Source organism: Maricaulis maris, assembly GCF_049116555.1.
Lineage (GTDB): Bacteria > Pseudomonadota > Alphaproteobacteria > Caulobacterales > Maricaulaceae > Maricaulis > Maricaulis maris_C.
Genome location: NZ_JAGDYT010000025.1, coordinates 16,677 through 37,900, shown reverse-complemented (window position 1 = coordinate 37,900; position 21,224 = coordinate 16,677). Strand labels below are relative to the sequence as shown.

23 protein-coding genes and 1 pseudogene are annotated in these 21,224 nt (G+C 63.2%); 14 read left to right on the top strand and 10 right to left on the bottom strand.

Annotation, left to right across the window (positions count from 1 at the left end; translation table 11 throughout):
- Nucleotides 1–70: 70 nt before the first annotated feature.
- Nucleotides 71–637 carry an SH3 domain-containing protein gene (locus JXQ94_RS14275; RefSeq protein ID WP_421924451.1) on the bottom strand — a complete coding sequence of 189 codons (567 nt, stop codon included), beginning with the start codon at nt 635–637 and terminating at the stop codon, nt 71–73.
- Nucleotides 638–719: 82 nt separating this feature from the next.
- On the opposite strand from JXQ94_RS14275, the gene JXQ94_RS14270 reads away from it, so the two are divergent.
- From JXQ94_RS14270 to JXQ94_RS14250, 5 genes are all read left to right on the top strand, one after another.
- Nucleotides 720–968, top strand: a complete 249-nt coding sequence (locus JXQ94_RS14270) for a hypothetical protein (RefSeq protein ID WP_421924450.1) — start codon at nt 720–722, stop codon at nt 966–968.
- A complete protein-coding gene (locus JXQ94_RS14265) occupies nt 969–1,865 on the top strand; it encodes an MBL fold metallo-hydrolase (RefSeq protein WP_421924449.1) in 897 nt (298 codons plus the stop codon).
- 89 nt (nt 1,866–1,954) lie between these two features.
- The gene (locus JXQ94_RS14260) at nt 1,955–2,170 is read left to right on the top strand and encodes a hypothetical protein (protein ID WP_421924448.1); all 216 of its coding nucleotides are present in this window, start codon (nt 1,955–1,957) and stop codon (nt 2,168–2,170) included.
- A gap of 59 nt (nt 2,171–2,229) precedes the next feature.
- On the top strand, nt 2,230–2,712 hold the full coding sequence (locus JXQ94_RS14255) for an alpha/beta hydrolase family protein (RefSeq protein WP_421924447.1): 483 nt from the start codon (nt 2,230–2,232) through the stop codon (nt 2,710–2,712).
- A 39-nt stretch (nt 2,713–2,751) separates the two neighbouring features.
- The gene (locus tag JXQ94_RS14250; protein WP_421924446.1) at nt 2,752–2,877 is read left to right on the top strand and encodes a hypothetical protein; all 126 of its coding nucleotides are present in this window, start codon (nt 2,752–2,754) and stop codon (nt 2,875–2,877) included.
- A 37-nt stretch (nt 2,878–2,914) separates the two neighbouring features.
- On the opposite strand, the gene JXQ94_RS14245 is transcribed toward JXQ94_RS14250, so the two are convergent.
- Nucleotides 2,915–3,658: a HesA/MoeB/ThiF family protein gene (locus JXQ94_RS14245; protein ID WP_421924445.1), complete on the bottom strand. Its 744-nt coding sequence runs from the start codon at nt 3,656–3,658 to the stop codon at nt 2,915–2,917.
- Between JXQ94_RS14245 and JXQ94_RS14240 the strand changes: the two genes are divergently transcribed.
- The gene (locus tag JXQ94_RS14240; RefSeq protein WP_421924444.1) at nt 3,620–5,086 is read left to right on the top strand and encodes an ATP-dependent DNA helicase; all 1,467 of its coding nucleotides are present in this window, start codon (nt 3,620–3,622) and stop codon (nt 5,084–5,086) included. The genes JXQ94_RS14245 and JXQ94_RS14240 overlap by 39 nt on opposite strands.
- A gap of 96 nt (nt 5,087–5,182) precedes the next feature.
- Here JXQ94_RS14240 and cysK read toward each other — a convergent pair whose 3' ends face one another.
- The 5 genes and pseudogenes from cysK to ubiB form a co-directional block, all read right to left on the bottom strand.
- The gene (gene cysK / locus JXQ94_RS14235; protein WP_421924443.1) at nt 5,183–6,133 is read right to left on the bottom strand and encodes a cysteine synthase A; all 951 of its coding nucleotides are present in this window, start codon (nt 6,131–6,133) and stop codon (nt 5,183–5,185) included.
- A 72-nt stretch (nt 6,134–6,205) separates the two neighbouring features.
- Nucleotides 6,206–6,664 carry a dUTP diphosphatase gene (gene dut, locus JXQ94_RS14230; RefSeq protein WP_421924441.1) on the bottom strand — a complete coding sequence of 153 codons (459 nt, stop codon included), beginning with the start codon at nt 6,662–6,664 and terminating at the stop codon, nt 6,206–6,208.
- Nucleotides 6,665–6,729: 65 nt separating this feature from the next.
- A pseudogene (gene coaBC, locus JXQ94_RS14225) lies at nt 6,730–7,912 on the bottom strand (bifunctional phosphopantothenoylcysteine decarboxylase/phosphopantothenate--cysteine ligase CoaBC).
- 496 nt (nt 7,913–8,408) lie between these two features.
- Nucleotides 8,409–8,930, bottom strand: a complete 522-nt coding sequence (locus tag JXQ94_RS14220) for a protoglobin domain-containing protein (protein WP_421924440.1) — start codon at nt 8,928–8,930, stop codon at nt 8,409–8,411.
- 72 nt (nt 8,931–9,002) lie between these two features.
- Complete coding sequence (gene ubiB, locus JXQ94_RS14215) at nt 9,003–10,541, bottom strand: 2-polyprenylphenol 6-hydroxylase (RefSeq protein WP_421924439.1); 1,539 nt, start codon at nt 10,539–10,541, stop codon at nt 9,003–9,005.
- A 100-nt stretch (nt 10,542–10,641) separates the two neighbouring features.
- On the opposite strand from ubiB, the gene JXQ94_RS14210 reads away from it, so the two are divergent.
- Nucleotides 10,642–11,052 carry a hypothetical protein gene (locus tag JXQ94_RS14210; RefSeq protein ID WP_421924438.1) on the top strand — a complete coding sequence of 137 codons (411 nt, stop codon included), beginning with the start codon at nt 10,642–10,644 and terminating at the stop codon, nt 11,050–11,052.
- Here JXQ94_RS14210 and JXQ94_RS14205 read toward each other — a convergent pair.
- Nucleotides 11,049–11,855: a class I SAM-dependent methyltransferase gene (locus JXQ94_RS14205; RefSeq protein WP_421924437.1), complete on the bottom strand. Its 807-nt coding sequence runs from the start codon at nt 11,853–11,855 to the stop codon at nt 11,049–11,051. The two genes, JXQ94_RS14210 and JXQ94_RS14205, sit on opposite strands and share 4 nt — an antisense overlap.
- Nucleotides 11,856–11,973: 118 nt before the next feature.
- Complete coding sequence (locus JXQ94_RS14200; protein WP_421924436.1) at nt 11,974–12,666, bottom strand: fatty acid desaturase CarF family protein; 693 nt, start codon at nt 12,664–12,666, stop codon at nt 11,974–11,976.
- Nucleotides 12,667–12,765: 99 nt separating this feature from the next.
- Here JXQ94_RS14200 and mutM point away from each other — a divergent pair, with 99 nt between their 5' ends.
- The 7 genes from mutM to recF all read left to right on the top strand — a co-directional run bounded on the left by mutM (nt 12,766) and on the right by recF (nt 20,352).
- Entirely contained in the window at nt 12,766–13,629 is an 864-nt protein-coding gene (gene mutM / locus JXQ94_RS14195) for a bifunctional DNA-formamidopyrimidine glycosylase/DNA-(apurinic or apyrimidinic site) lyase (RefSeq protein ID WP_421924435.1), read from the top strand.
- Between the two features lie 101 nt (nt 13,630–13,730).
- Nucleotides 13,731–14,663, top strand: coding sequence for a TraB/GumN family protein (locus JXQ94_RS14190; protein ID WP_421924434.1), 933 nt, complete (start codon nt 13,731–13,733; stop codon nt 14,661–14,663).
- Nucleotides 14,664–14,782: 119 nt separating this feature from the next.
- Nucleotides 14,783–15,559 carry an enoyl-CoA hydratase gene (locus JXQ94_RS14185; protein ID WP_421924433.1) on the top strand — a complete coding sequence of 259 codons (777 nt, stop codon included), beginning with the start codon at nt 14,783–14,785 and terminating at the stop codon, nt 15,557–15,559.
- A 109-nt stretch (nt 15,560–15,668) separates the two neighbouring features.
- Nucleotides 15,669–15,935, top strand: a complete 267-nt coding sequence (gene rpsT / locus JXQ94_RS14180) for a 30S ribosomal protein S20 (protein ID WP_011645002.1) — start codon at nt 15,669–15,671, stop codon at nt 15,933–15,935.
- Between the two features lie 490 nt (nt 15,936–16,425).
- Nucleotides 16,426–17,871: a chromosomal replication initiator protein DnaA gene (gene dnaA, locus JXQ94_RS14175; RefSeq protein WP_421924432.1), complete on the top strand. Its 1,446-nt coding sequence runs from the start codon at nt 16,426–16,428 to the stop codon at nt 17,869–17,871.
- A 193-nt stretch (nt 17,872–18,064) separates the two neighbouring features.
- A complete protein-coding gene (gene dnaN, locus JXQ94_RS14170; RefSeq protein ID WP_421924431.1) occupies nt 18,065–19,183 on the top strand; it encodes a DNA polymerase III subunit beta in 1,119 nt (372 codons plus the stop codon).
- Between the two features lie 65 nt (nt 19,184–19,248).
- Nucleotides 19,249–20,352 carry a DNA replication/repair protein RecF gene (gene recF, locus JXQ94_RS14165; RefSeq protein ID WP_421924430.1) on the top strand — a complete coding sequence of 368 codons (1,104 nt, stop codon included), beginning with the start codon at nt 19,249–19,251 and terminating at the stop codon, nt 20,350–20,352.
- 36 nt (nt 20,353–20,388) lie between these two features.
- On the opposite strand, the gene JXQ94_RS14160 is transcribed toward recF, so the two are convergent.
- Entirely contained in the window at nt 20,389–21,159 is a 771-nt protein-coding gene (locus JXQ94_RS14160) for a CPBP family intramembrane glutamic endopeptidase (protein WP_421924429.1), read from the bottom strand.
- Nucleotides 21,160–21,224 lie beyond the last annotated feature (65 nt).

Here is a 21,224-nt window from a genome sequence, read left to right as displayed (position 1 = left end):
GCGTGTGAAGGCGCATGGCGATCACCGGGCTGGTCACGAAAACCCGGCCTTTCATGATCGACCGGGAAGATCAGGGCAGAGCGGTATCATGCGCGACCGACGTGCTCAAGGCGGGGTTGCCGTCGGTTTCGTCACCGTTCCCGGTGTCCAGCTCCTGGGGATACACGCCCCACAAGGTGTGCGGGCGTACCCAGCCACGAAATCCCTGCCCTTCGACACGGCACCAGCCTGTGCGGCAGCGTTCCAGTGACAGGACCACGCCGGCTTCGGCAACGGCCTCGATCGGCGAGCTGTCGCTGTCACGGGCATGCAGGGTGGTTTCTTCCAGTGTGTAGACCGACCGGCGCCCGGACAGGATGGAGCGGTGCATCCAGGTGACCTCGCCCTCCGGGTCACGCACGCGGCGCCAGTCCGGGGTTTCCGCGATCACCTCCATGGGCAGGCCGGCGCGCAGATAGCGCCAGGCGATGGGGTGCTGGGAGGACGGGCCGGAGCGGCCATTTGCGACGTCGACCTTGAGCGACACGAAGCGCGGCACGGCCTGCCCGGAAGGCGTGGCGGTGTGCTCTGGCTCCTGGGAAGCGAAGACAGACCCGGCAAATGTCAGGCAGGCAATAAGGGTGATGAGGCTTCGCATGGGACACTCCTTGACCTTATCCCTCTGCCAAAACAGGGTGAACAGGCCGTAAATTCTGCGCAGCAAGACGGGAGCGCGAGGCATGGCCGGTAAACGAAAAAACAGGGGCGCCGGGATTGGCGTCGGGATCGCTCTCGGCGTCGCCCTGGGTGTGGCGTTCGACCAGATCGGGCTCGGCCTGGCGCTGGGCGTCGCCATCGGCGCGGCGTTCGAATGGCGCCCGGGCGGTGGACCTTCACCAGATGGTGAGGATGCAAATTCGAAAATCGTGCCTATATCAGACCCAGACAGGCCGGAAAGCGGGTCCGGCGATATCTCGGGAGGGGATTAGATGAGTTTTCGTTTGGCAATCAGCACGGCCGCAGCCGTTCTTGCGGCGAGTGGCATGGCTGTTGGTACCGCGTCGGCGGTCCGGCAGGACGTGACCGCATCATCGACCGACATGGGCGATGGCATTCACATGATCTCGACCGGCATTGCCGGCAATCTCGCCCTCCTGACGGGTGATGATGGCGTGGTGATGGTCGATGACCAGCTGCCCAATACCGGTTCGGTGATCGAAGGCGCAGTGGTCGAGATCGCCGGCGCCGGTGCGCCGCGCTTTATCGTCAACACGCACTGGCATGGTGATCATACCGGCGGCAATTCACATTTCGCCCAGCAGGGCTCGACCGTTGCCGCCCATCACAATATCCGCACCCGGATCGCCGATTCAGAGGCTGAGTGGACAGATGCACCGGGCGCTCTGCCGATCCTCACATTCGGGGATGACCTGACCTTCCACATGAATGGTCAGACCGTCGAAGCGGTCCATGTACCGTCGGCCCACACCGATGGCGATGCGTTCGTCTATTTCCGGGAAGCCGACATCCTGCACATGGGCGACATCTTCTTCTCGGGCTGGTTTCCCTTCATCGACCTTGATTCCGGCGGCACCGTCGACGGCTACCTGGCCGGCATGGAGCGGGGCCTGGCAATGGCCGGTGAGGATACCCGCATCATTCCCGGACATGGTCCGCTGTCGACGCGCGTCGAGCTCCAGGCCTCCATCGACATGCTGCGTGAAGCGGCCTTCCGCGTCCGTACCCTGGTTGAAGGCGGTGCCGATCTTGAAGCCGTGCTGGCAGCGCAGCCGCTCGCAGATTACGACGCTGAGTGGAGCTGGCGCTTCATCACCACGGAACGCATGGTCACCACGCTCTACAACGACGCCGTCAGCAATGGCTGACGGTTGGCTCGCCGCGGAGTGAAGCATCTGACGAAGAGTTAAAGCGTCACTCAGCTTCCTGTGAGGTCATGGCGTCCATAACGGACGCCATGACATCCAATCCGCCTCCGCCGGCCCCACGTGAGCCGGCCCACAAGACTCAAGGTTTCCGCCTGCCGCTCGGTTTTGTCGCCGGGTTGGCATCGGGACTCGCCCTGTTGGTGATCATCACGCTGGTGACCGACAGCCCGCTCCTCGGCATACTCTTCGGCCTCGCCCCTGGCATCGCCATTGGTCTGGGCTTGCAATTGACCGCGCGGCGCTGACGCCACCCCGGTTGCACCACGCCTGTTCCGACGCTTAAATTGGTGCCGGGGGCGAATAAATGATTCCGACATTGAGTGTTTTTCGGGCGGTATCGGCCGCACTGGTTGGCGTGATGGTTGCGGTCATGTCCGCGGTCGGCCCGGTTGATGCGCAGCGTATCCCCTCGATGGGCGATGGCGCGATCGAGGACTTCCTGCGTCATGTGATTCGCCCGCCGCGCTATGAAAATGTGCGCCTGTCGCCCAATGGACGCTATCTGTTGATGGTCCAGAAGCCTCACCATGACGGCGGGGATGACACTGTCCTGGTGTATGACCTCGATGCTGAAGGTGGCTCGTCCGGTCGCCGCGTGTCTGTCGGCAATCGACGCGTCGACTGGGTCGAACTGCTGGCGCACCCCCGTCGTGACCGCGACTTCATGCGCGAAACTTTGCCGGTCCACCTGGCCGATCAGGTGCAGATTCCACTCTATCTGTTTCACGGCGAGGCCGACCAGATCGTGCCGGTCGAGCAATCGCACGTCATGGCCGAGACCCTGTAAAGGACAGGGGCGGATTTCGTCTATGAAGAGGTGCCGGATTTGGCCCACAACTGGGGTGAGGGCCGGGACTTCATCATCACCATGCGCAATCTGGCAGAGTTTCTCGACGATGCGATGGATGGCCGGATCGACAGTTTCGACCCGAATGAGGAAGAAGAGGGTTAGGGTCCGAAGCGTCAGGCGCGACACCCCCTCCGCAAAACTAGCCGCCGCAGGCCGGGCAGGCCGGGTCCTTGTCGAGCTTCACTGTCCGGCTTTCCATCGACAGGCCGTCGAAGAGGTGGATGCGGCCGTCCAGGGTTTGGCCGGCGCCGCAGATATGCTTGATCGCTTCCAGGGCCATCATCGAGCCGATCACGCCGGTCAGGGCACCGACCACGCCGACGCGGGCGCAGGTTTCGGCGTCCGGCGGGGTTTGCGGTACCCAGCAGCGATAACAGGGTGCGTCCGGGCGGGCATTGAACAGCGAAACCTGGCCGTCCCAGCGTCCGACCGCGCCGGAGATGAGCGGCTTGCCGCTGGCTAGGCAGGCTTCGTTGACCGCATAGCGCGTCTCGTAATTGTCGCAGCCATCCATGACCAGATCAGCTTTTCCGATCAGGCGTTTGGCATTCTCCTTGTCGAGCGCCTTGATGATCGATTTGACCTTGGTGCCCGGATTGAGGGCGCGCAAGGCGCGGGCGCCTGTCTTGGCCTTGGCGGTACCGATATGACCGGTTCGGAACATGATCTGGCGCTGCAGATTGTCCACCGTCACGGTATCCGCATCGATCAGGCTGATCATGCCAATCCCGGCCGCCGCCAGGTAGAGCGCGGCCGGGGCACCGAGGCCTCCGGCGCCGATGATGGCGACATGGGTCCGGGCAAGGGCCTGCTGGCCGGGGCCGCCAATCTCCTTGAGAACGAGATGGCGGGCGAAGCGGTCGATATCGATTTCGGTGGTCATGCCCCCTTGGTGACGGGATTGGTGTTTCGCTTCAAGGGGGATGCACGCCTGAATCCGGCGATTGGCGCGCAGAAGGCTTGTTCGCAGCGCGAACAGGGGCAATCTGGCGCGATGTCCGTGCCTGCCAATCCACCCCTTCCCGCGCCAGCCCTGTCCGAGCACCAGGAGCGTCTGCTTGACTGGCTGTCGAGTGCGCGGCCGAATGTCTTCCTGACCGGGCGTGCCGGCACCGGCAAGACCACGCTGATGCGCGAATTCCTGCGCCGGGCCGGGCCGCGCGCGGCGGTCATCGCGCCGACCGGTGTGGCGGCCATGCAGGCAGGTGGTCAGACCATCCACTCCTTTTTCCATTTCCCGCCACGGATGATCGGCGCCCGCGATATCCGCAAGGTCCGTCATCGCCGCGTGGTGCAGGCGCTGGAAACCCTGGTGATCGACGAGATCTCGATGGTCCGCGCCGACATGATGTGGGCGATCGACAAGTCCCTGCGGCTCAATCGTGAGCGCAATGAGCCATTCGGGGGCGTGCAGATTGTTCTCGTGGGCGATCTCGCCCAGCTGCCGCCCGTCGTGCAGGGCGCCGAGGCCGAGTATCTGGAATCGACGTTTGGCGGGCCCTTTTTCTTCCACCCCGACAGCTTCCGGGATGCCGGCTTCTCCTATGTCGAGCTCGAGCAGGTCTTTCGCCAGACCGACAGCTATTTCGTCGACATTCTCAACGCGATCCGCGATGGCGACCTGACCTCGGACAAGGCCGCTGACCTGAATGATCGGGTCACGGGACGTTCCGGGCTGGAGGCCTCGCTCTCCCACATCGTACTGACCGCCACCAATCAGACCGCCTGGCACATCAATCAGGCACGTCTGGAAGGCCTGCCGACCAGCCACAAGGCCTTCGAGGCCAAGGTCGAGGGCCAGTTCGACCAGCGCCTCTTCCCGGCCGAGGAACCCCTGGTGCTCAAGATCGGTGCCCGCGTCATGCTGACCCGCAATGACCCGCAGGGGCGCTGGGTCAATGGCACGCTGGGGCAGGTGGAAGGCTTTGACGAGAAAGCGGTTCGGGTGCGGATCGGCGACACGGTCCACGCCGTCGAAGCCCAGAAATGGGAGCGCAATGCCTATGCCTTCGATCCGGAAAAACAGGCCCTGACCAAGACCACAGCCGGCGCCTTCACCCAATTCCCGCTGCGTCTCGCCTGGGCGATGACCATCCACAAGGCCCAGGGCCTGACGCTGGACAAGGTCTATCTCGATCTCGCCCGCCGTCTCTTTGCCCACGGCCAGGCCTATGTCGCCCTGTCGCGGGCCCGCTCGCTGGAAGGCCTGGAATTGTCGCGCGCCCTGACTCCCAGCGACGTCATCTCCGATCCGCGGATATTCGATGTGACGGCGTTTTGTGATCCGGCACCCGCGAGTGTGAGTGCGTAGGGCTTCTTACCTCGCCGTCATCCCCCGGATCACGACGCCGTCGTGACCGTGGGATGACGGTGGGTGCGGGGCAAAGAATCAGCGCCGAAACCGCCCTCAATCCTCAAACAGCGCCGTCGACAAATATCGTTCCGCAAAGCTCGCGAGGATCACCACGATGGTCTTGCCGGCCATGTCGTCGCGCTTGGCAACCTCGAGGGCGGCTTTCAGGGCAGCACCGGAAGAGATGCCGCCGGGAACGCCTTCCAGTTTCGCGGCCTCGCGGGCCATGGCGAAAGCATCGTCATTGGAGACCGTGACCACTTCGTCGATCAAATCGGGGTCGAGAATGTCAGGCACGAAGCCGGCGCCGATGCCTTGAATCTTGTGCGGGCCGGGTGCGCCGCCCGACAGGATGGGGCTGTCGGTCGGTTCGACCGCGACGACATGGAAGCCGGGCTTCTTTTCTTTCAGGACCGAGGCGCAGCCGGTCAGAGTGCCGCCGGTGCCGACGCCGGAGATCAGCACATCGGCCTCACCGGCGGTGTCGTTCCAGATTTCCAGTGCCGTGGTCTTGCGGTGGATTTCCGGATTGGCCGGATTGGCGAACTGGCTCGGCATGACGGCGCCCGGCGTGGCGTCGAGGATTTCCTGCGCTTTCGCGATGGCGCCCTTCATGCCCTTGGCGGCTTCGGTCAGGACCAGTTCGGCGCCAAGATGGGTGAGGAGTTTGCGACGCTCGACCGACATGCTTTCCGGCATGGTCAGGATCAGGCGGTGGCCGCGTGAGGCGGCGACGAAGGCCAGGCCGATACCGGTATTGCCGGAGGTCGGTTCGACCATCACGGCGCCCTCGCCCAGCTTACCGGCCGCTTCCAGCGCGTCGATCATGGCCACGCCGATCCGGTCTTTCACCGAGGCCAGCGGGTTGAAGAATTCCAGCTTGGCCAGGATGCGGGCCTTTGCGCCATGGGCGTCAGCGAGCTTTTTCAGCTCGACCAGCGGGGTATTGCCGACCGTGTCGGCGATGGAAGCATAGATGCGGCCGCGGCCGGGTGCGTCTGTCATGGGAGATCTCCGTTTGCGGGCAATGTAGGTATCCGGCGGGCGAGGGCCAGTGACGAAAGCGTCAGGTGATACCTACTTCGTCCCTGTGGATCCAAAGCCGCCGGCACCGCGAGTGGTCTCGTCCAGCGTGTCGGCGACCTCCCAGACGGCCTGGGTGACCGGGGCGATGATCATCTGGGCGATGCGGTCGCCGCGATTGACGACGAAATTGGCCTTGCCGTGATTGATCAGATTGACCCGGATTTCACCGCGATAATCGGCATCCACCGTGCCCGGCGTATTGACGCAGGAGATGCCGTGCTTGGCGGCGAGGCCCGACCGTGGTCGGACCTGGGCCTCATATCCCGCCGGCAGCGCAATGGCGATCCCGACCGGGATCAGACGCCATTCGCCCGGCGGAATGGAGACCGGTGCATCGGCGGGCACCGCCGCGCGCAGGTCCATGCCGGCGGATTGCGGTGTTTCATAGGCCGGCAAGGCGAGGCCCTCATAATGATCGAGCGGTTTGATCTTCACGGGCACGGTCGGCATGGCGGCATCCTGGCTGGAATTGTGGTGCCAGCATCAAAGCCAAGCCCGGCTGATTTGGCCAGAGGCTAGAGCGCCGACGCGATCCGTGCGGCCAGCAGGGCGGCGATCTTCGACTTCTCCGCCCGCTCCCAGCTCTCGCTGCCCGTTTCGGTGACCAGCAGGACCGCATTCTCGGCCCCGCCCATCACATCGCCGGAGACATCATTGGCAACGATCCAGTCGCAGCCCTTGCGGGCCCGCTTGGCCGTGGCGAGCGCTTCGACATCATGGGTTTCGGCGGCAAAGCCGATCACCAGGCCGGGCCGACCCGCGTCCATTTGCGAGATCGTCTTGAGAATGTCCGGATTCTCGACCAGTGGCAGGCTGGAAAAGCTGGCCTTGTCGAGCTTGAGCTTCCTGTCGGACGGCTGCGCCGGGCGCCAGTCGGCGACGGCAGCGACGGCGATGAAGACCTCGGCGGGCAGGGCCTGTTCGACACCGGCCAGCATGTCCCGCGCGGTCTCGACATGGACAGTCTCGACGCCGTCCGGGTCGTCCAGTGCGGTCGGCCCGGCGACCAGTGTCACCCGGGCGCCCAACGCGGCGCAGGCCGCGGCGATGGCATAGCCCTGCCTGCCGGAGGAATGATTGGAGATGAAGCGGACCGGGTCGATCGGTTCGCGGGTCGGCCCGGCCGTGATCAGCACGTGGCGGCCGGTCAGTGTGTCAGGCATTGAGCAGGCTCACCACCGCATCGGCGATCACATCCGGCTCGGCCAGACGGCCCGGTCCGAACTCACCGCAGGCCATGTCACCCTCATCGGGCCCGACAAAGTGCACGCCGTCGCCCTTCAGCGTCGCCAGATTGCGCTGGGTCGCCTTGTGCTCCCACATGCGCACATTCATCGCCGGCGCCATCAGGACCGGCTTGTCGGTGGCCAGAAGCGTGGTCGAGGCGAGGTCATTGGCCAAACCGGTCGCGGCCTTGGCCATCAGGTCGGCCGTGGCCGGCGCGACCACGACCAGGTCGGCCGAGCGCGACAGCTCGATATGACCCATCTCGGCCTCGTCGGTGAGGTTGAACAACTCGCCATAGACCTTGTCGCCCGACAAGGCGGCCACGGAGAGCGGGGTCACGAATTCGCTGCCCGCGCGGGTCAGGATGCAACGACTGGCAATGCCGCGCTTCTTCAGCGTCCGGATCAGTTCCAGCGCCTTGTAGGCGGCAATGCCGCCACCAATGATCAGGAGTATGGACTTGTCGGCCACGTGTCGTCTCCGCTGATGGTCCCGTACAGGTAACCGCAAAGCGGCGAAAGCCCAAGGGATGCATCATTTGATCTCCGACCTGTCGGCCACCTTCACCTGCGCCGATGACGGCGCGGGGTACCCGTCCGGCGACGGTACCAAAGAGAAAACGCTAAACTCCCTTCTCCAGGGCCCAATGTCTGGTTTTGTCGGTAATCTTTCAGGTTAGCTGGTATGCCGCGCTGTTTGCTTGAACGTCCGCGCCATCGGCGCAAACTCCACCATAAACCGCTTGCCGGGACGCCGCCGTATCCGGTTCTTCAGGTCAAGGGCGGCGCAGCCGCCGCTGCGCGGTTTTACCCTTGAGCTGAAGAACCGGATACGGCCTGCTGGCTGACAAGCGATGTATGGATCGCCCTGCGCGCTGGCGCCCAGATCACCCCGAGCCCGGCCGGTGACCGCACGGATCTCTCACTCAAGCTGACCGCCCGAGCCCCTTCCTCAACCAAGCCTCAGCTCAGTCAACCAGGTGACGGATCTTGTGAACGTCCGAGGTCAGGGCCGCGCGCTTGTCCATGATGTGGCGGTAGAAGGCGCCCATCGACAGTTCGACATCGTAGTGCGTTATGCGCGACAGCGCTGTGATGTCATCGGTCTTGAAACGGCGACGATTGGCCATGGCGAGCTCGACGATACGCGCGAACATGTTGGAGTAGGCCGCCGTATAGACATGCGACGGGAATTCCAGCTTGGCATGGCGCTCGCCCATGCTTTCGGTCGCTTCATAATAATGCTCGTCGAAGCGGGCCGAAAACAGCTCGTCGCAATGGGCCAGCATGCCGGCGCGCAGATAGGCGACATTGTCGGCGATCTCGAAATAATGCGCGACTTCCGGATTGCCAACCAGATGGTCGAAGACGGTTTCGAGGGCCTCTTCCGCGTATTCCATCAGGCGCGGCTTGAGGTGCTGGATCCGGTCGATCACATCTTCGTCGATGCGAAAGAACTCGCGCTGCAGGCTGCGTGCCTCTTCATTCATGATGAAATCTCTTGCCATGCTTGGAATAGGCGCAGGTGTTTCTTTCGATTTTGTGTAAATCGGAGCGATATTTTAGCTAAATGCCAGCATTGCAGCCGCGCCTAGCGCTCCAGCACCGATCAGCCAGGCCAGACGCAGGAACCAGGGCCGCAGCTTCGGGCCGCCGCCGAGTGATAGTTTTCCGGCCTTGAGCTGGGCGCCGACATCGGCCCAGTCATCGATCGCATCGGGGAGTCGGCGCAAGGCGTCATGCAGGCGCGTCAGGTCCTCGCCGAGGTCCCGGATACGCCCTTCCGGACCCAGTTCCCGTTTCATCCAGGCTTCGACGATGGGCGCGGCTGCGCCCCACATGTCGTGTTGCGGGTCGAGCTGGCGTGAGACGCCTTCGCACTGGACCATGGTCTTTTGCAGCATCACCAATTCCGGCCGGAGGCGCATGTCGAACAAATCGGTTATCTCGAAAAGCTGCAGCAGAACGCGCGACATTGGAACCTGATCGGCAGTCTTGCCGAAGATCGGTTCACCAACCGCGCGCAAGGCGCTGGCAAAGTCTTCTACGGAGTGTCTGGCAGGGACATAGCCGGCCGCGAAATGGGCCCGGGCGGCGGCCATGTAGTCGCGGGTCAGGAAGCCGTGCAGGATCAGCGCGAGGAAGCGTCGCTCGGCCCGGCCGATCCGCCCCATAATACCGAAATCGACCGCCCAGACCGTGTCGTCAGTGCGCGCGAAGAGATTGCCGCCATGCATGTCGGCGTGGAAGACACCCCGGTCGAGTGCGGTGGCAAGGAAGGCGCGGGTCAGGCGGGTCGCCAGAGCGGGTCGGTCTATTCCGCTTTCTGCGATGGCGTCGATATCTGACAGGGCAATGCCGTCAATCCATTGCGTGACGAGGATGCGTCGGGTCGACCGGGCCCAGTCTACGGTCGGGATGTGGTAACCCTCGGCGACCGCGGCGGCTTCGCCCAGTTCCGATGCGGCGGCCGCTTCCAGTCGCAGATCGGTTTCCACCGTCAGGGAGCGCGAGACCGTCTCGACAAATTTCTTCGGTTCCAACCGGCGGCTGGCCGGCGCGAAGCGTTCGGCCAGGGTCGCGCCGAGCGAGAGGGTGCGGATGTCGCGCGCGATGCGCCGCTCGATGTCCGGCCGCAGGATTTTCACCGCGACCACCGCGCCGTCGGGGGTCGTGGCCTTGTGAACCTGGGCGATCGAGGCGGCCGCGACAGGAGGCCCGAATTCGCTGAAGGCCTCGCTGACCGGCATGCCGAGCTCGTCGGCCAGAACCGCCCGCGCCTCTTCATCACCAAAGGCCGGCATGCGGTCCTGCAGCCGGGACAGGCCGCGGGCAAAGCGCTCGCCAATGACATCGCCGCGTGTGGCCAGGATCTGGCCGAACTTCACATAGGACGGACCCAGCTGCTCCAGCGCTCGTGCAAGGCGCTCGCCCGGATTTTCGGCGAGATCGCGTCGCCGAAATACGCGCATGACGGCGCCTGCCCAACGGGCCGGTGCCGGATAGAGCGACTGATACTCGGCCGGCAGAATGGCGTCATGCCGGGCCAGGGTCAGGCCGGCGCGCAAAAGGCGCGCGAAAGAAGCGAGGCTGTCAAACATTGATTGTCGGTTTAGTGTCCTTGGTGCAGCTTGGCGAGCGTGGCGTGAAGTCGCGCCGCTAATCGGCTGAAACTGAACGGCTTGCCGCGGGACATTTGACGTGACGCACCGGATTGAATTTGACCCGCTTCGCCAGCTCGCCGTGGTGCATTATCGGGGTGACGTGCTGCCGGAAGAGCCCGCGGAGCTGCTTCTCGAACTGGTTGCCAAGCCCGGATGGACCCCGCGTTGTGATCGCATTGTCGTTTATGATGATGCGGAGATCGGTGAATTGACCGCGGCCAGGTTCAAGCAGGTGGCAGCCTCGTTGCAGCCGATCATCGCAAAATATTATGGCCCGGCGCCCAATTTTTCTGCCCAGGTTTGTGGCAATGCCCTGAAACGCGGCATGTTGGAGTACTGGATTGCGCTCGGATCGTCAGTCTATTCGCCGCCCATGCAGCTGTTTGAGACCCAGGCTGAAGCCGAGGCGTGGCTGGCACAGCAGCGTGCGGCGCTCAAAAAGTCCTAGGCCCACCCAACATGGAGGGCGGCAATCCCGCCGGAAAAATTCGTGTAGCCGACCTGCCGGAACCCGGCAGCGCGCAGCTCATCCGCGAAATCATCCTGGTTGGGAAAACGGCGGATCGACTCGACGAGATATTGATAGCTGTCGCGATCCTTGGCGACGTAATGACCGAGCTCCGGCATCACATTGAAGGACCAGGCATCATACGCCTTCTCCCAGGCGCGGCTGGTTGGACGCGTGAATTCCAAGCACAGGAAACGGCCACCCGGCTTGAGCACGCGGCGCATTTCCTTCAGGGCCGTGGCCCGGTCGGTGACATTGCGGATTCCGGTCGAGATCGTGACGCAATGGGCGGTGCGCTCCGTCAGGGGCAGGCATTCCGCATTGCCGGTGACCCAGTCAATCCTGCCAGCCTCATGTGGCTTCAGGCCGCGCTTCACGCCCGCGCGCAGCATCTGTTCATTGATGTCCAGCACGATGGCGCTGGCCTTCCGGTCGCTGCCACGTCGCTCGGCGACCGCGTCGGCCTTGGCCAGAAAGCTGCGCGCCAGATCCCCCGTGCCGCCAGCGACGTCGATCAGGACTTCTCCGGGCTGCGGATTGGCGCGGGTCATGACCATGTCTTTCCAAACGCGGTGAATGCCCAGCGACATCAGGTCATTCATCAGGTCATAGCGCCGCGCAGACCGATCAAAGACGCCGCGGACGAGCGAGGCCTTCTCCTCGCGGGCAACATCGGTGAAGCCGAAAGAGACGGTGGCATCGGATGCGTCGTCGGCGGGGCGTGTGGTCTGGCTACGGCTCATGACTGGCAACATAGACACGGACCGTCCCGCGGCAAAGCGGCGAGGGCGGTCCTTGTTGTCGCATGTGCGCGACCGCGCCCGGGCCTGCCGCATGCCCGGCGGGCATACGGCGCGGATGTCACGCCAGGGCGAGTTTCGGAACGGGCGCTGTCACCATGCGTCGGACCTGCCAGGCGTGGGCGGCGACGAAGCGGCGTGCGCGTGACATGATGCGCCGTCCGCGGGCAAGCGGACCGATTCCCATGATCTCATCACGCGGCTTGCGGCGCCCGAACCCCTCCACGAAGCCCTCAACGAGGCGGAAGATGCGTAATCGGTCGAGCGCCGGATTGAGCAGATTGGTCACCGTGCAATAGCGGGTATTGTGTGCGTGGGTGTGATGCTTCCAATGCTCTTTCGGGCTTAACAAGACGCCGCGCCTTTGCAGCCAGTGAACCAGCGGCGGTCGCTTGCGCTTCGGTTTGTGGCTCCAGACATGGATCTCGCTGGCGAAAACGCCGGTGGCCAGGGCGCTGAGCGTGAAGGCATTGATCCAGCCCAGGGTAAGAAAGGCGGCCAGGAATGCCGCGCTCAGGGCGAGGTTGGGACCATTGCGCGACCAGAAGCTGGCACGGGTGCAGTCGAGTGGCTGGGCATGGTGATTGATGGTCGGCCAGTAGACGTGCTTGCCGAGAATGGGGGTCTTGGGATCGCCATAAGTGTCGATATACCAGTGTACGATCCCGCTCATCAGGTCGGCGAAAAGAACGCCCAGCCCGATCTGTGCCGCGATTATCGCGGCTGACAGGATGATATCCATATGATCAAACATGCTGCCTCGTCTCCATTGCATACCAAAGGCCCGCGAAGCTGAAACCGGAAATGCGGCCAAAATGTAACCAGTTGAATGTAAAGATGATTCACATAAGCCATGCCCGAGCTTCCTGAAGTTGAAACGGTCCGCCGGGGCCTCATTCCGGCGCTGGAGGGGCGACGTCTCCTCGCAGTCGAAGTGAATCGCCCCAATTTGCGCTTTGCCTTCCCCGAACGCTTTGCCGAGCGGCTGACAGGACAAAGGGTCGAGCGCATTGACCGCCGGGCCAAGTATCTGCTGGTGCGCCTGAGCGGCGGCGAGACGATGATCGGGCATCTCGGCATGTCCGGCCGCTTTTCGATCGAGGTGGACGGCGCGGCGGCCCAGCCCGGTGATTTCGTCCACGCAGCCCCCGCCAATCCCAAGCACGACCATGTCGTCTTCCGGGCCGAGGGCGGTGTTGTGGTGCGCTATAACGATCCACGCCGGTTCGGATACATGGACCTGTTGCGGACCACGGCCGAAGCTGACCATCCGGTCCTGGGCGCGCTGGGACCGGAACCGCATGGCAATGAGTTTTCCGGACCTTACCTGTCATCTGTGCTGGCCGGGCGGCGCACGCCGATCAAGGCGGCTTTGCTGGATCAGTCCATCGTCGCCGGTCTGGGCAATATTTATGTCTGCGAGGCCCTGCATCGATCCGGGATCAGCCCGCGGCGGGCCGCCGCCTCGATACCGGGCGTGCGTGCCGATCGGCTCGCGACTGCCGTGCGGGCCGTCATTATCGAGGCGATCGAGGCCGGTGGTTCCTCGCTCAAGGACTTCGCGTCCACGGACGGGGCGCTTGGCTATTTCCAGCATCGTTTCCGGGTTTATGATCGATTGGGTGCGCCGTGCCCGACCGACGGATGCCACGGATCCATCCAGCGCATCGTGCAGTCCGGTCGCTCGACCTGGTTTTGCAGCACCTGCCAGCGTTGAGGGCGTGCGGGTGGGAAGCGGGCCTGTCATTTCCCGCTAGCCAGCGCGTTCGGTGCGGATAACGTGTCCGCATCTTTCGATTGTCTCTTTGAGGATCCTGCATGTCAGCTCACTCCCGTTTCCGCCGTGCCGTCTCCGGTGCCCTGGGTGCCGCCCTGTTTGCGGGCAGCGCCGTGTTCGCTTCAACTGCCCTGGCCCAGCCGGCGGACTATTCGACCCTCGAGGCCGATCCGGCAGTCTGGCACCTCTCGGATGCCGATTCCGACGTCTATATCTTTGGCACTTTTCACATCCTTCCGCCGGGCCTCGATTGGCAGACGCCTGAGCTTCAGGCGCTGCTGGCGAGCGCCGAAACGCTCTATCTGGAGGCGGATGTGCATTCGCCAGAGTCGCAAGCCCAGATGCAGCAATTGGTCATGCAGCACGGACTCAACCCGCCCGGTGTGACGCTGTCCTCCCTTCTGTCGGCCGAGGCCAATGCGGCGTTGGCCGAGTTCGCCCCCACACTTGGCGTTGCTCCGGCGATGCTGGAACCGATGCGTCCCTGGCTGGCCCAGGTGATGCTGGCTGTTACCCAGATGCAGGCGCTGGGCCTTGATCCCAGTGCCGGTGCCGAGGCTGGCTTGCTGGCGCTGGTCGCCGGTACCGACACGCAGATGGGTTATTTCGAGACCGCCGAGGAGCAGATCGGCTTTCTGGCAGGCGTGTCCGATGAGGTCCAGGCGCGTGCCTTCGATCAGGGCCTGGAGGACATGGTCGACCTGCCGACCCAGCTCAATGAGTTGGTGACGGCCTGGGCCCTGGGCGACATGGCCGTTCTCGAGGAGATGATCAATGGCAGCATGCGTGAAGGATCCCCTGAGGTCTACGAGACGCTTATCGTGACCCGGAACACTAACTGGGTGCCGCAGATTGCCGAGATCATGGACGGTGAAGGCACGGTCTTTATCGCGGTTGGCGCGGCGCATCTGCCGGGCGAAGACGGTGTGATCCAGCTCCTGCAGGATGCGGGTTACAGCATCTCACGCCAGTAAGTCGTGCGAGACCGGGTGACTCAAACGGGTCGCCCGGTATCGACGCTCGCTTCTGTCTGCGTTATAGCGGCGCGGATTTTCCCGCGCGGGACTTCCGCGCCGTCAGATGGAGCACCGGAATGGGCTACAAGACGATCCAGTACAAAACCGAGGGCCGGGTTGGCGTCATTACGCTGAACCGCCCGGAGGCACTCAATGCCCTGTGCGACGAGTTGACGACGGAATTGGCAGCGGCCCTGGCGGCCTGCGAGGCTGATGACGAGATTGGCTGTGTGGTCCTGACCGGCTCGAAGAAGGCCTTTGCGGCCGGTGCGGACATCAAGGAACTCCAGTCGCGCGACATGGTCGGTCTCTACAACAAGGACCCGTTCGCGGAGACCTGGGAGGCGGTGGCCCGTTTCCGCAAGCCGATCATTGCCGGCGTGTCCGGCTATGCGCTGGGCGGTGGTTGCGAGATCGCCATGATGTGCGATTTCATCATCGCATCGGAGTCGGCGAAATTCGGTCAACCGGAAATCAATCTTGGTGTCATGCCGGGTGCTGGCGGTACACAGCGCCTGCCGCGCGCCGTTGGCAAAGCCAAGGCCATGGACATGTGCCTGACCGGCCGGATGATGGATGCCGAGGAAGCTGAGCGCGCTGGACTGGTTTCGCGCGTCGTGCCCGCAGACGATTTCATGGATGTGGTCATGGAGGCCGCGCAGGCTATCGCTGCGAAGTCCCTGCCCGTCGCGATGATGACCAAGGAAACGGTCAATCGCTCTTTCGAAATCGGCCTGACCGAAGGCGTACGCTTCGAGCGCCGTGTCTTCATGTCCCAGTTTGCGCTTGAGGATCAGAAAGAAGGCATGGCGGCCTTCGCTGAAAAACGGGCTGCACATTTCAAACATCGCTAGGCGTCAAGACACACAGGGCGGTTGACGCCCAGCCCGCAAGGGCCTATACGCCGCCGCTCACGGATTTAGCCGGGAAGTCTGTCCCGGCCGCTTAAAGAGGTTTACATCCATGGCCAACACCAACTCGGCCAAGAAAATGGTCCGCAAGATCGCTCGCCGGACAGCCGTCAACAAGGCTCGTCGTTCGCGCGTTCGTACTTTCGTCAAGAAAGTCGAAATGGCGATCACGTCTGGCGACCAGGCTGCTGCCAAGACCGCTCTGGTCGAAGCTGAGTCCGAGCTGATGCGCGCTGTCGGCAAGGGCGTCTACCACAAGAATACGGGCTCGCGGAAAGTCTCCCGCCTTTCGGCCCGCGTGAAGTCGATGTCGGCCTGATCCGACACACTTGACGGACTGCAATTCTGATACGCCCGGGGCACACGTCCCGGGCGTATTTCTTTGTGCGCCTGCATCACGGCGCGCAGGACATTCTTCGCGCATGCCGCACGATGTTATTCAATAAATTATTCTGCGTACGGAGGGTTGCCAAACCCGGTCGGACTCGTTCCGACGGCCGCAATCCTGGCTTCACTCGGTTCTCAAAAACGACCAATTGATCTGTCATAAATGAGTTACAAAGGCCAAGTTTCGGTCCGGCCACGGATTTCCCGTGTCAAGCGAAGAATCTCGATTTTTGGGAGCTGAATCCTGTTGACCCAAACCGGCCTCGGAGTAACCTTTGGGCTTCTGAGGGCGACTATTCCCATGCGGAAAAATTTCCGGTAGCAGCACGACTGGGTGGAGTGCTGTGAGCGGGGGGATTTTGCCAAAATTACAAACACATAGCTTTCGCACCTGCGAGAGAAAAATAAAAGTGTGACCGACGATGGCATTTAACAAACTGGCTGTTTCCGAGGCTAAAGCGGCAACCATTGAGGGGCTCGACGCTGGGGGCATTTCGGCGATCTGGCGCAAGGTCCGAGCGCACCTCCGTGAGGAGTGTGGCCCGGCACTGTATTCCCAGGAAATCGCGCGTTTGCGTGTCCGCTTGGCTGAAACTGGCGCTCTGGTTATTGTCGCGCCCAGCAGTTTCAATCGTGATTGGGTCGAAGATCACTGGGGTGCCCGAATTCGCGCACTTTGGGCTGAACTCGATCCCACGCATCGCGAAATTCTCCTGGTGTCCGAGGGCGACCGCGAACCGCAACCCCTGGTCGCGGCGCGTCCGGCAATGGCCGCGCCCGCCGTCCGCTCGGCCCCAGCCAAACACGACGCTGGCGATGAGGGCTTGGCAGATGATGCGCTGACCGATGCGCGCTTCACATTTGACAGTTTTCGCGTTGGCCCGGCCAATGAAGTCGCCGCGGCCGCAGCCCGGACCATGGTTGGTGCCGCGACGCCGCCATTCAATCCGGTTTTCTTCTATGGCGATTACGGTGTCGGCAAAACGCACCTGCTCCACGCTGTGGCGTCTGCGGTTCAGAAAACGTCGCGTCCGCGCCGGGCGCTGTATCTGACCGCCGAGGAATTTCTCTCCGGCTTTGTCACCGCCATGAAGGCCCGCGACACGATCTCCTTCAAGGAGACGGTCCGGGGTGTCGACGTTTTGCTGATTGATGATGTCCACTTCATCGCCGGCAAGCCCAAGACCGAAGACGAGTTCCTGCACACGATCGCGGCGCTGGTCGCAGAGAACAAGCAGGTCGTCCTGGCGTCCCACAAGCCGCCGGCCGAGCTGCAAATGCAGGATGAGCGTCTGCGCTCGCTGTTGACGGGTGGCTTGTCCTGCCCGCTCGGCAAGCCGGATCTCGACCTGCGTCGCCAGATCCTTGACTGCAAGATCGCCCAGGCAACCTGTCATTACCCGACGTTTGATGTTTCCGAAGCGGTGCGTGACTTTCTCGCCGCCCGTATCACGTCCAGCCCGCGCGAGATGGAAGGGGTGCTCAATAACGTCATCTGCCGCACCGCGCTGATCGGTCAGCCCGTGACCATGGAGGTCGTGTCGACGGCCTTGCGCGAGTTGTCTCTGGGTTCCGAGCGCCGTCTGACCGTGGACGAGATCCAGAAGGTTGTGGCCACGCATTTCGGGATCACGCCGGCGGATATCTGCTCCAAGCGCCGGACCCAGTCCGTGGTCCGTCCACGTCATATCGCCATGTATCTGGCCAAGACGCTGACGACGCGGTCCCTGCCGGATATCGGGCGGCGTTTCGGCGGTCGGGATCATTCCACGGTCATCCATGCGGTTTCCAAAGTGACGCATATGATCGAGGCCGGTGATCCGGTTGCGGACGAGATTGATGCACTCACCCGAGAGCTGCAGGGCTGACACCCCCGCTCCATCGGCGGAAATTCGCGTTAACGCTGGATAAATCTCTTGCGAACGGGCGAATTCATGTATCCTCTTTGACCCATCCCGAACGGCTCGGGTGAATTGCGTCCGGTGCCGTCAAGACAGACAAAGATCTTCGACGTGGATTCAGGTAACTGACGCAGAAGACGTTGAAAGCGGAACGCGAGATATGAAGCTGACGATCGAGCGCGCGACGCTCCTCAAGGCCTTGGGCCATGTGCAGGCAGTGGTCGAAAAGCGCAACACAATTCCGATCCTGTCCAATGTGCTGATTTCAGCAGGCCCTGACGGGGCGAGCTTTGCGGCCACCGATCTGGATATCGAGATTCTCGAAACCACGGATGCGAGCTGTGACGGTGAGGGTCTGGTGACCGCTCCGGCTCACACGCTTTACGACATCACCCGCAAGCTTCCCGATGGCGCGGATGTGACGCTGGAATTGAATGGCGGCGACCCGCGCCTCACCCTGAAAGCCGGCCGTTCCAGCTTTTCCCTTCCGTCACTGCCGCCGGGCGATTTCCCGGTCATGCCGACCGAGGACCTCGAGCATCGCTTCACGGTTCCGGCGCGGGAACTGGCTCGCCTGATCGACAAGACGCGCTTCGCCATCTCCACCGAGGAGACGCGTTACTACCTCAACGGTATTCACCTCCACGCTGCCGAGCAGGATGGTCGCAAGACCCTGCGCGCCGTGGCCACGGACGGGGTTCGTCTCGCCCTCGCCGAAGTCGACCTGCCGAACGGTGCCGATGGCATGCCGGGTGTGATTGTCCCGCGCAAGACGGTCCAGGAAGTCAAACGCCTGCTCGAAGATGCCGACGACGATGTCGAAGTCTCGGTCTCCGAGGGCAAGATACGTTTTCGCCTTGGCAAGGCCGTGCTCACCTCGAAACTCATTGACGGCGCCTTCCCGGATTATGAGCGCGTCATTCCGCGCGGCAATACCCGGCTGATGTCGGTCGAGAACAAGCGTTTCGCCGAAGCCGTTGATCGCGTTGCCACGATCTCCGTTGAGAAATCGCGCTCGGTGAAGCTCTCGCTCGGCGCCGATGCGCTGACCCTCGCGGTCAACAACCCGGAGAGCGGTCAGGCCGAGGAAGAGCTTGCCGTGTCCTATTCGGATGAAGGCTTCGCGATTGGCTTCAATGCCCGCTACATGCTCGACGTGGCTTCGCAGATTGAAGGCGATGAGGCGCGTTTCCATTTTGCCGATGCGGCCTCGCCGGCACTGGTCACTGATAGTGGTGATCCCGACGCGCTTTACGTGCTGATGCCGCTGCGGGTGTGACGGGCGACGCCGAAACTCCAGGAACTGACACGCCGCCGCCGGTTCCGCCTGCGGCGGTTCGTCGTTTGCGACTGACTGATTTTCGCAGCTATGGCGATCTCGATCTTGATCTCAGCGCCGCGCCAGTGGCCCTGTACGGCGAGAACGGGGCCGGCAAGACCAATCTTCTTGAAGCGCTGTCCTTTCTCGCGCCCGGCCGAGGTCTGCGCTCGGCTGGCGCCGACGGTGTCGCGCGAAAGCTCGATGGCGGGATTGCGCCGGAATGGGCGGTCTTTGCAGAGGCCGATACGCGCGATGGCGGCTTCCGCCTGGGTGTTGGCGCCCGGGGAAGTGCCCGGCGCGAGACCCGGATCGATGGCGAGCCGGCCGCCCAGAACGCGCTTGCACGCCTCTTGCCGATGATCTGGCTGACACCGGCCCAGGACCGCCTCTTCGCTGGTCCACGGGCCGATCGGCTGAAGTTTTTCGATCGCCTGGTCCATGCCGCCGATCCGGCTCATGCCGACGCCGCCAGTGCCTATGAGAAAAGTCGAACGCGACGGCAGCGCCTGCTCGACGAGGGTGGGCAGGACCCCGCCTGGCTCAGCGCGCTCGAGGTCGAAATGGCCGGTCATGGTGTGGCCATGGCCGCCGCACGCCTCGACGCCTTGATCCGCTTGCAGGGGGAGATTGACCAGCGACCCGCAGGCGTCTTTCCGCAGGCCGACCTGGCTCTGGATGGCGCAGTAGAGGCTGACCTCGCCGAGGGTCTGACAGCCGGCGAGGCCGAGGACCGTTTTGTGTCGGCCTTGCGTGAGGGGCGCCGCCGCGACGGCGCGGCCGGCCGGACGCTGACACGCGGCCCGCATCGGACTGAACTCCTGGCGCGGCACCGCGGCAAGGATCAGTCCGCTGGTGATTGCTCGACGGGGGAACAGAAGGCCCTGATCCTCACGCTGGCCCTGGCGCAGGCGAGGGCGCTGGGACGGCAGTGGGGCGTGGCGCCGCTGCTCTTGCTTGATGAGGCCTGCGCCCATCTTGATGCTACCCGGCGTGAAGGTCTGGCGCAGGAAATCCTGGCTTCGGGATCCCAAGCCTGGTTGACCGGCGTGGAACGCGTTCTCTTTGAGCCGTTCGGATCACGCATCCAGTTTGGCGAGGTGGAGGACGGGCGAGTCGCTCTGGCCTGACTGCCGCCCTCCGCTTTTTCGGTCGGGCGGGGCTGATCAGGCCGGGAGCGCGGTCGTCCCGCTCTCCGTCTCTTCTTCCGGATGCGCGTCATCGGCGTCGCGATGTGCATCCACAATGGCGACCAGCAGGCCCGCACCGGCATCGACTGCGATATGGATCAGGATTGCCGGCCACAGTGATCCACCGATCAGAAAGACGGCTGTCATGAGCACCGTAATTGGCAGGATGCGCAGCATGCCGGACAGGCCTTGATAGGCATGGGCAACCAGGAAGGTGCCAACGACGATCAGCGCCGCCGCCCAGACCGGCATGGCCAGTGCGAGGGTGGATATAAGGAAGCCGCGGAAAATAATCTCTTCGGTCACGCCGGCTGTGATGGACAGGCCCTGAAAGCTGACATGTTCTGCTGCGGTACGCGGGCGAAGCAGATCGAAGCCGTCGGCGTTGGCAAAATCGGCGCGCAGCTTGATGCGGGTTTTGCGATCGAGTGTCGTCGCGATGACGGAGTAAATCAGATAGGCGATCGTTCCGGCGGCAAGCGCCCAGACCAGCCAGGCTTGCCAGCCGGTCGGTGACCTCATGCCCATCTCCGCGAGGGGCTGGCCCGACACGACCCAGCAGGCCATGCAAATCAGACACAGGCCCCAGAGCGAGGCCGCGGTGTTGCGATACTGTATCATGGTGGAGCCGTGGTCCCGGTCCGGGTTGGCTCGACGCATCAGGTCCCGGATGATGCCGACAAAGATGAAAAGGCTGATAGTGCCAAGTCCGATGAGAAGGGCGGGGGATTGGATGAGCGTGTCCACGAATATACTCCCTGTCTGGCTTGACCGCCGCTGGATCGGCGTGCGATCAGTTAGATCGATTATGC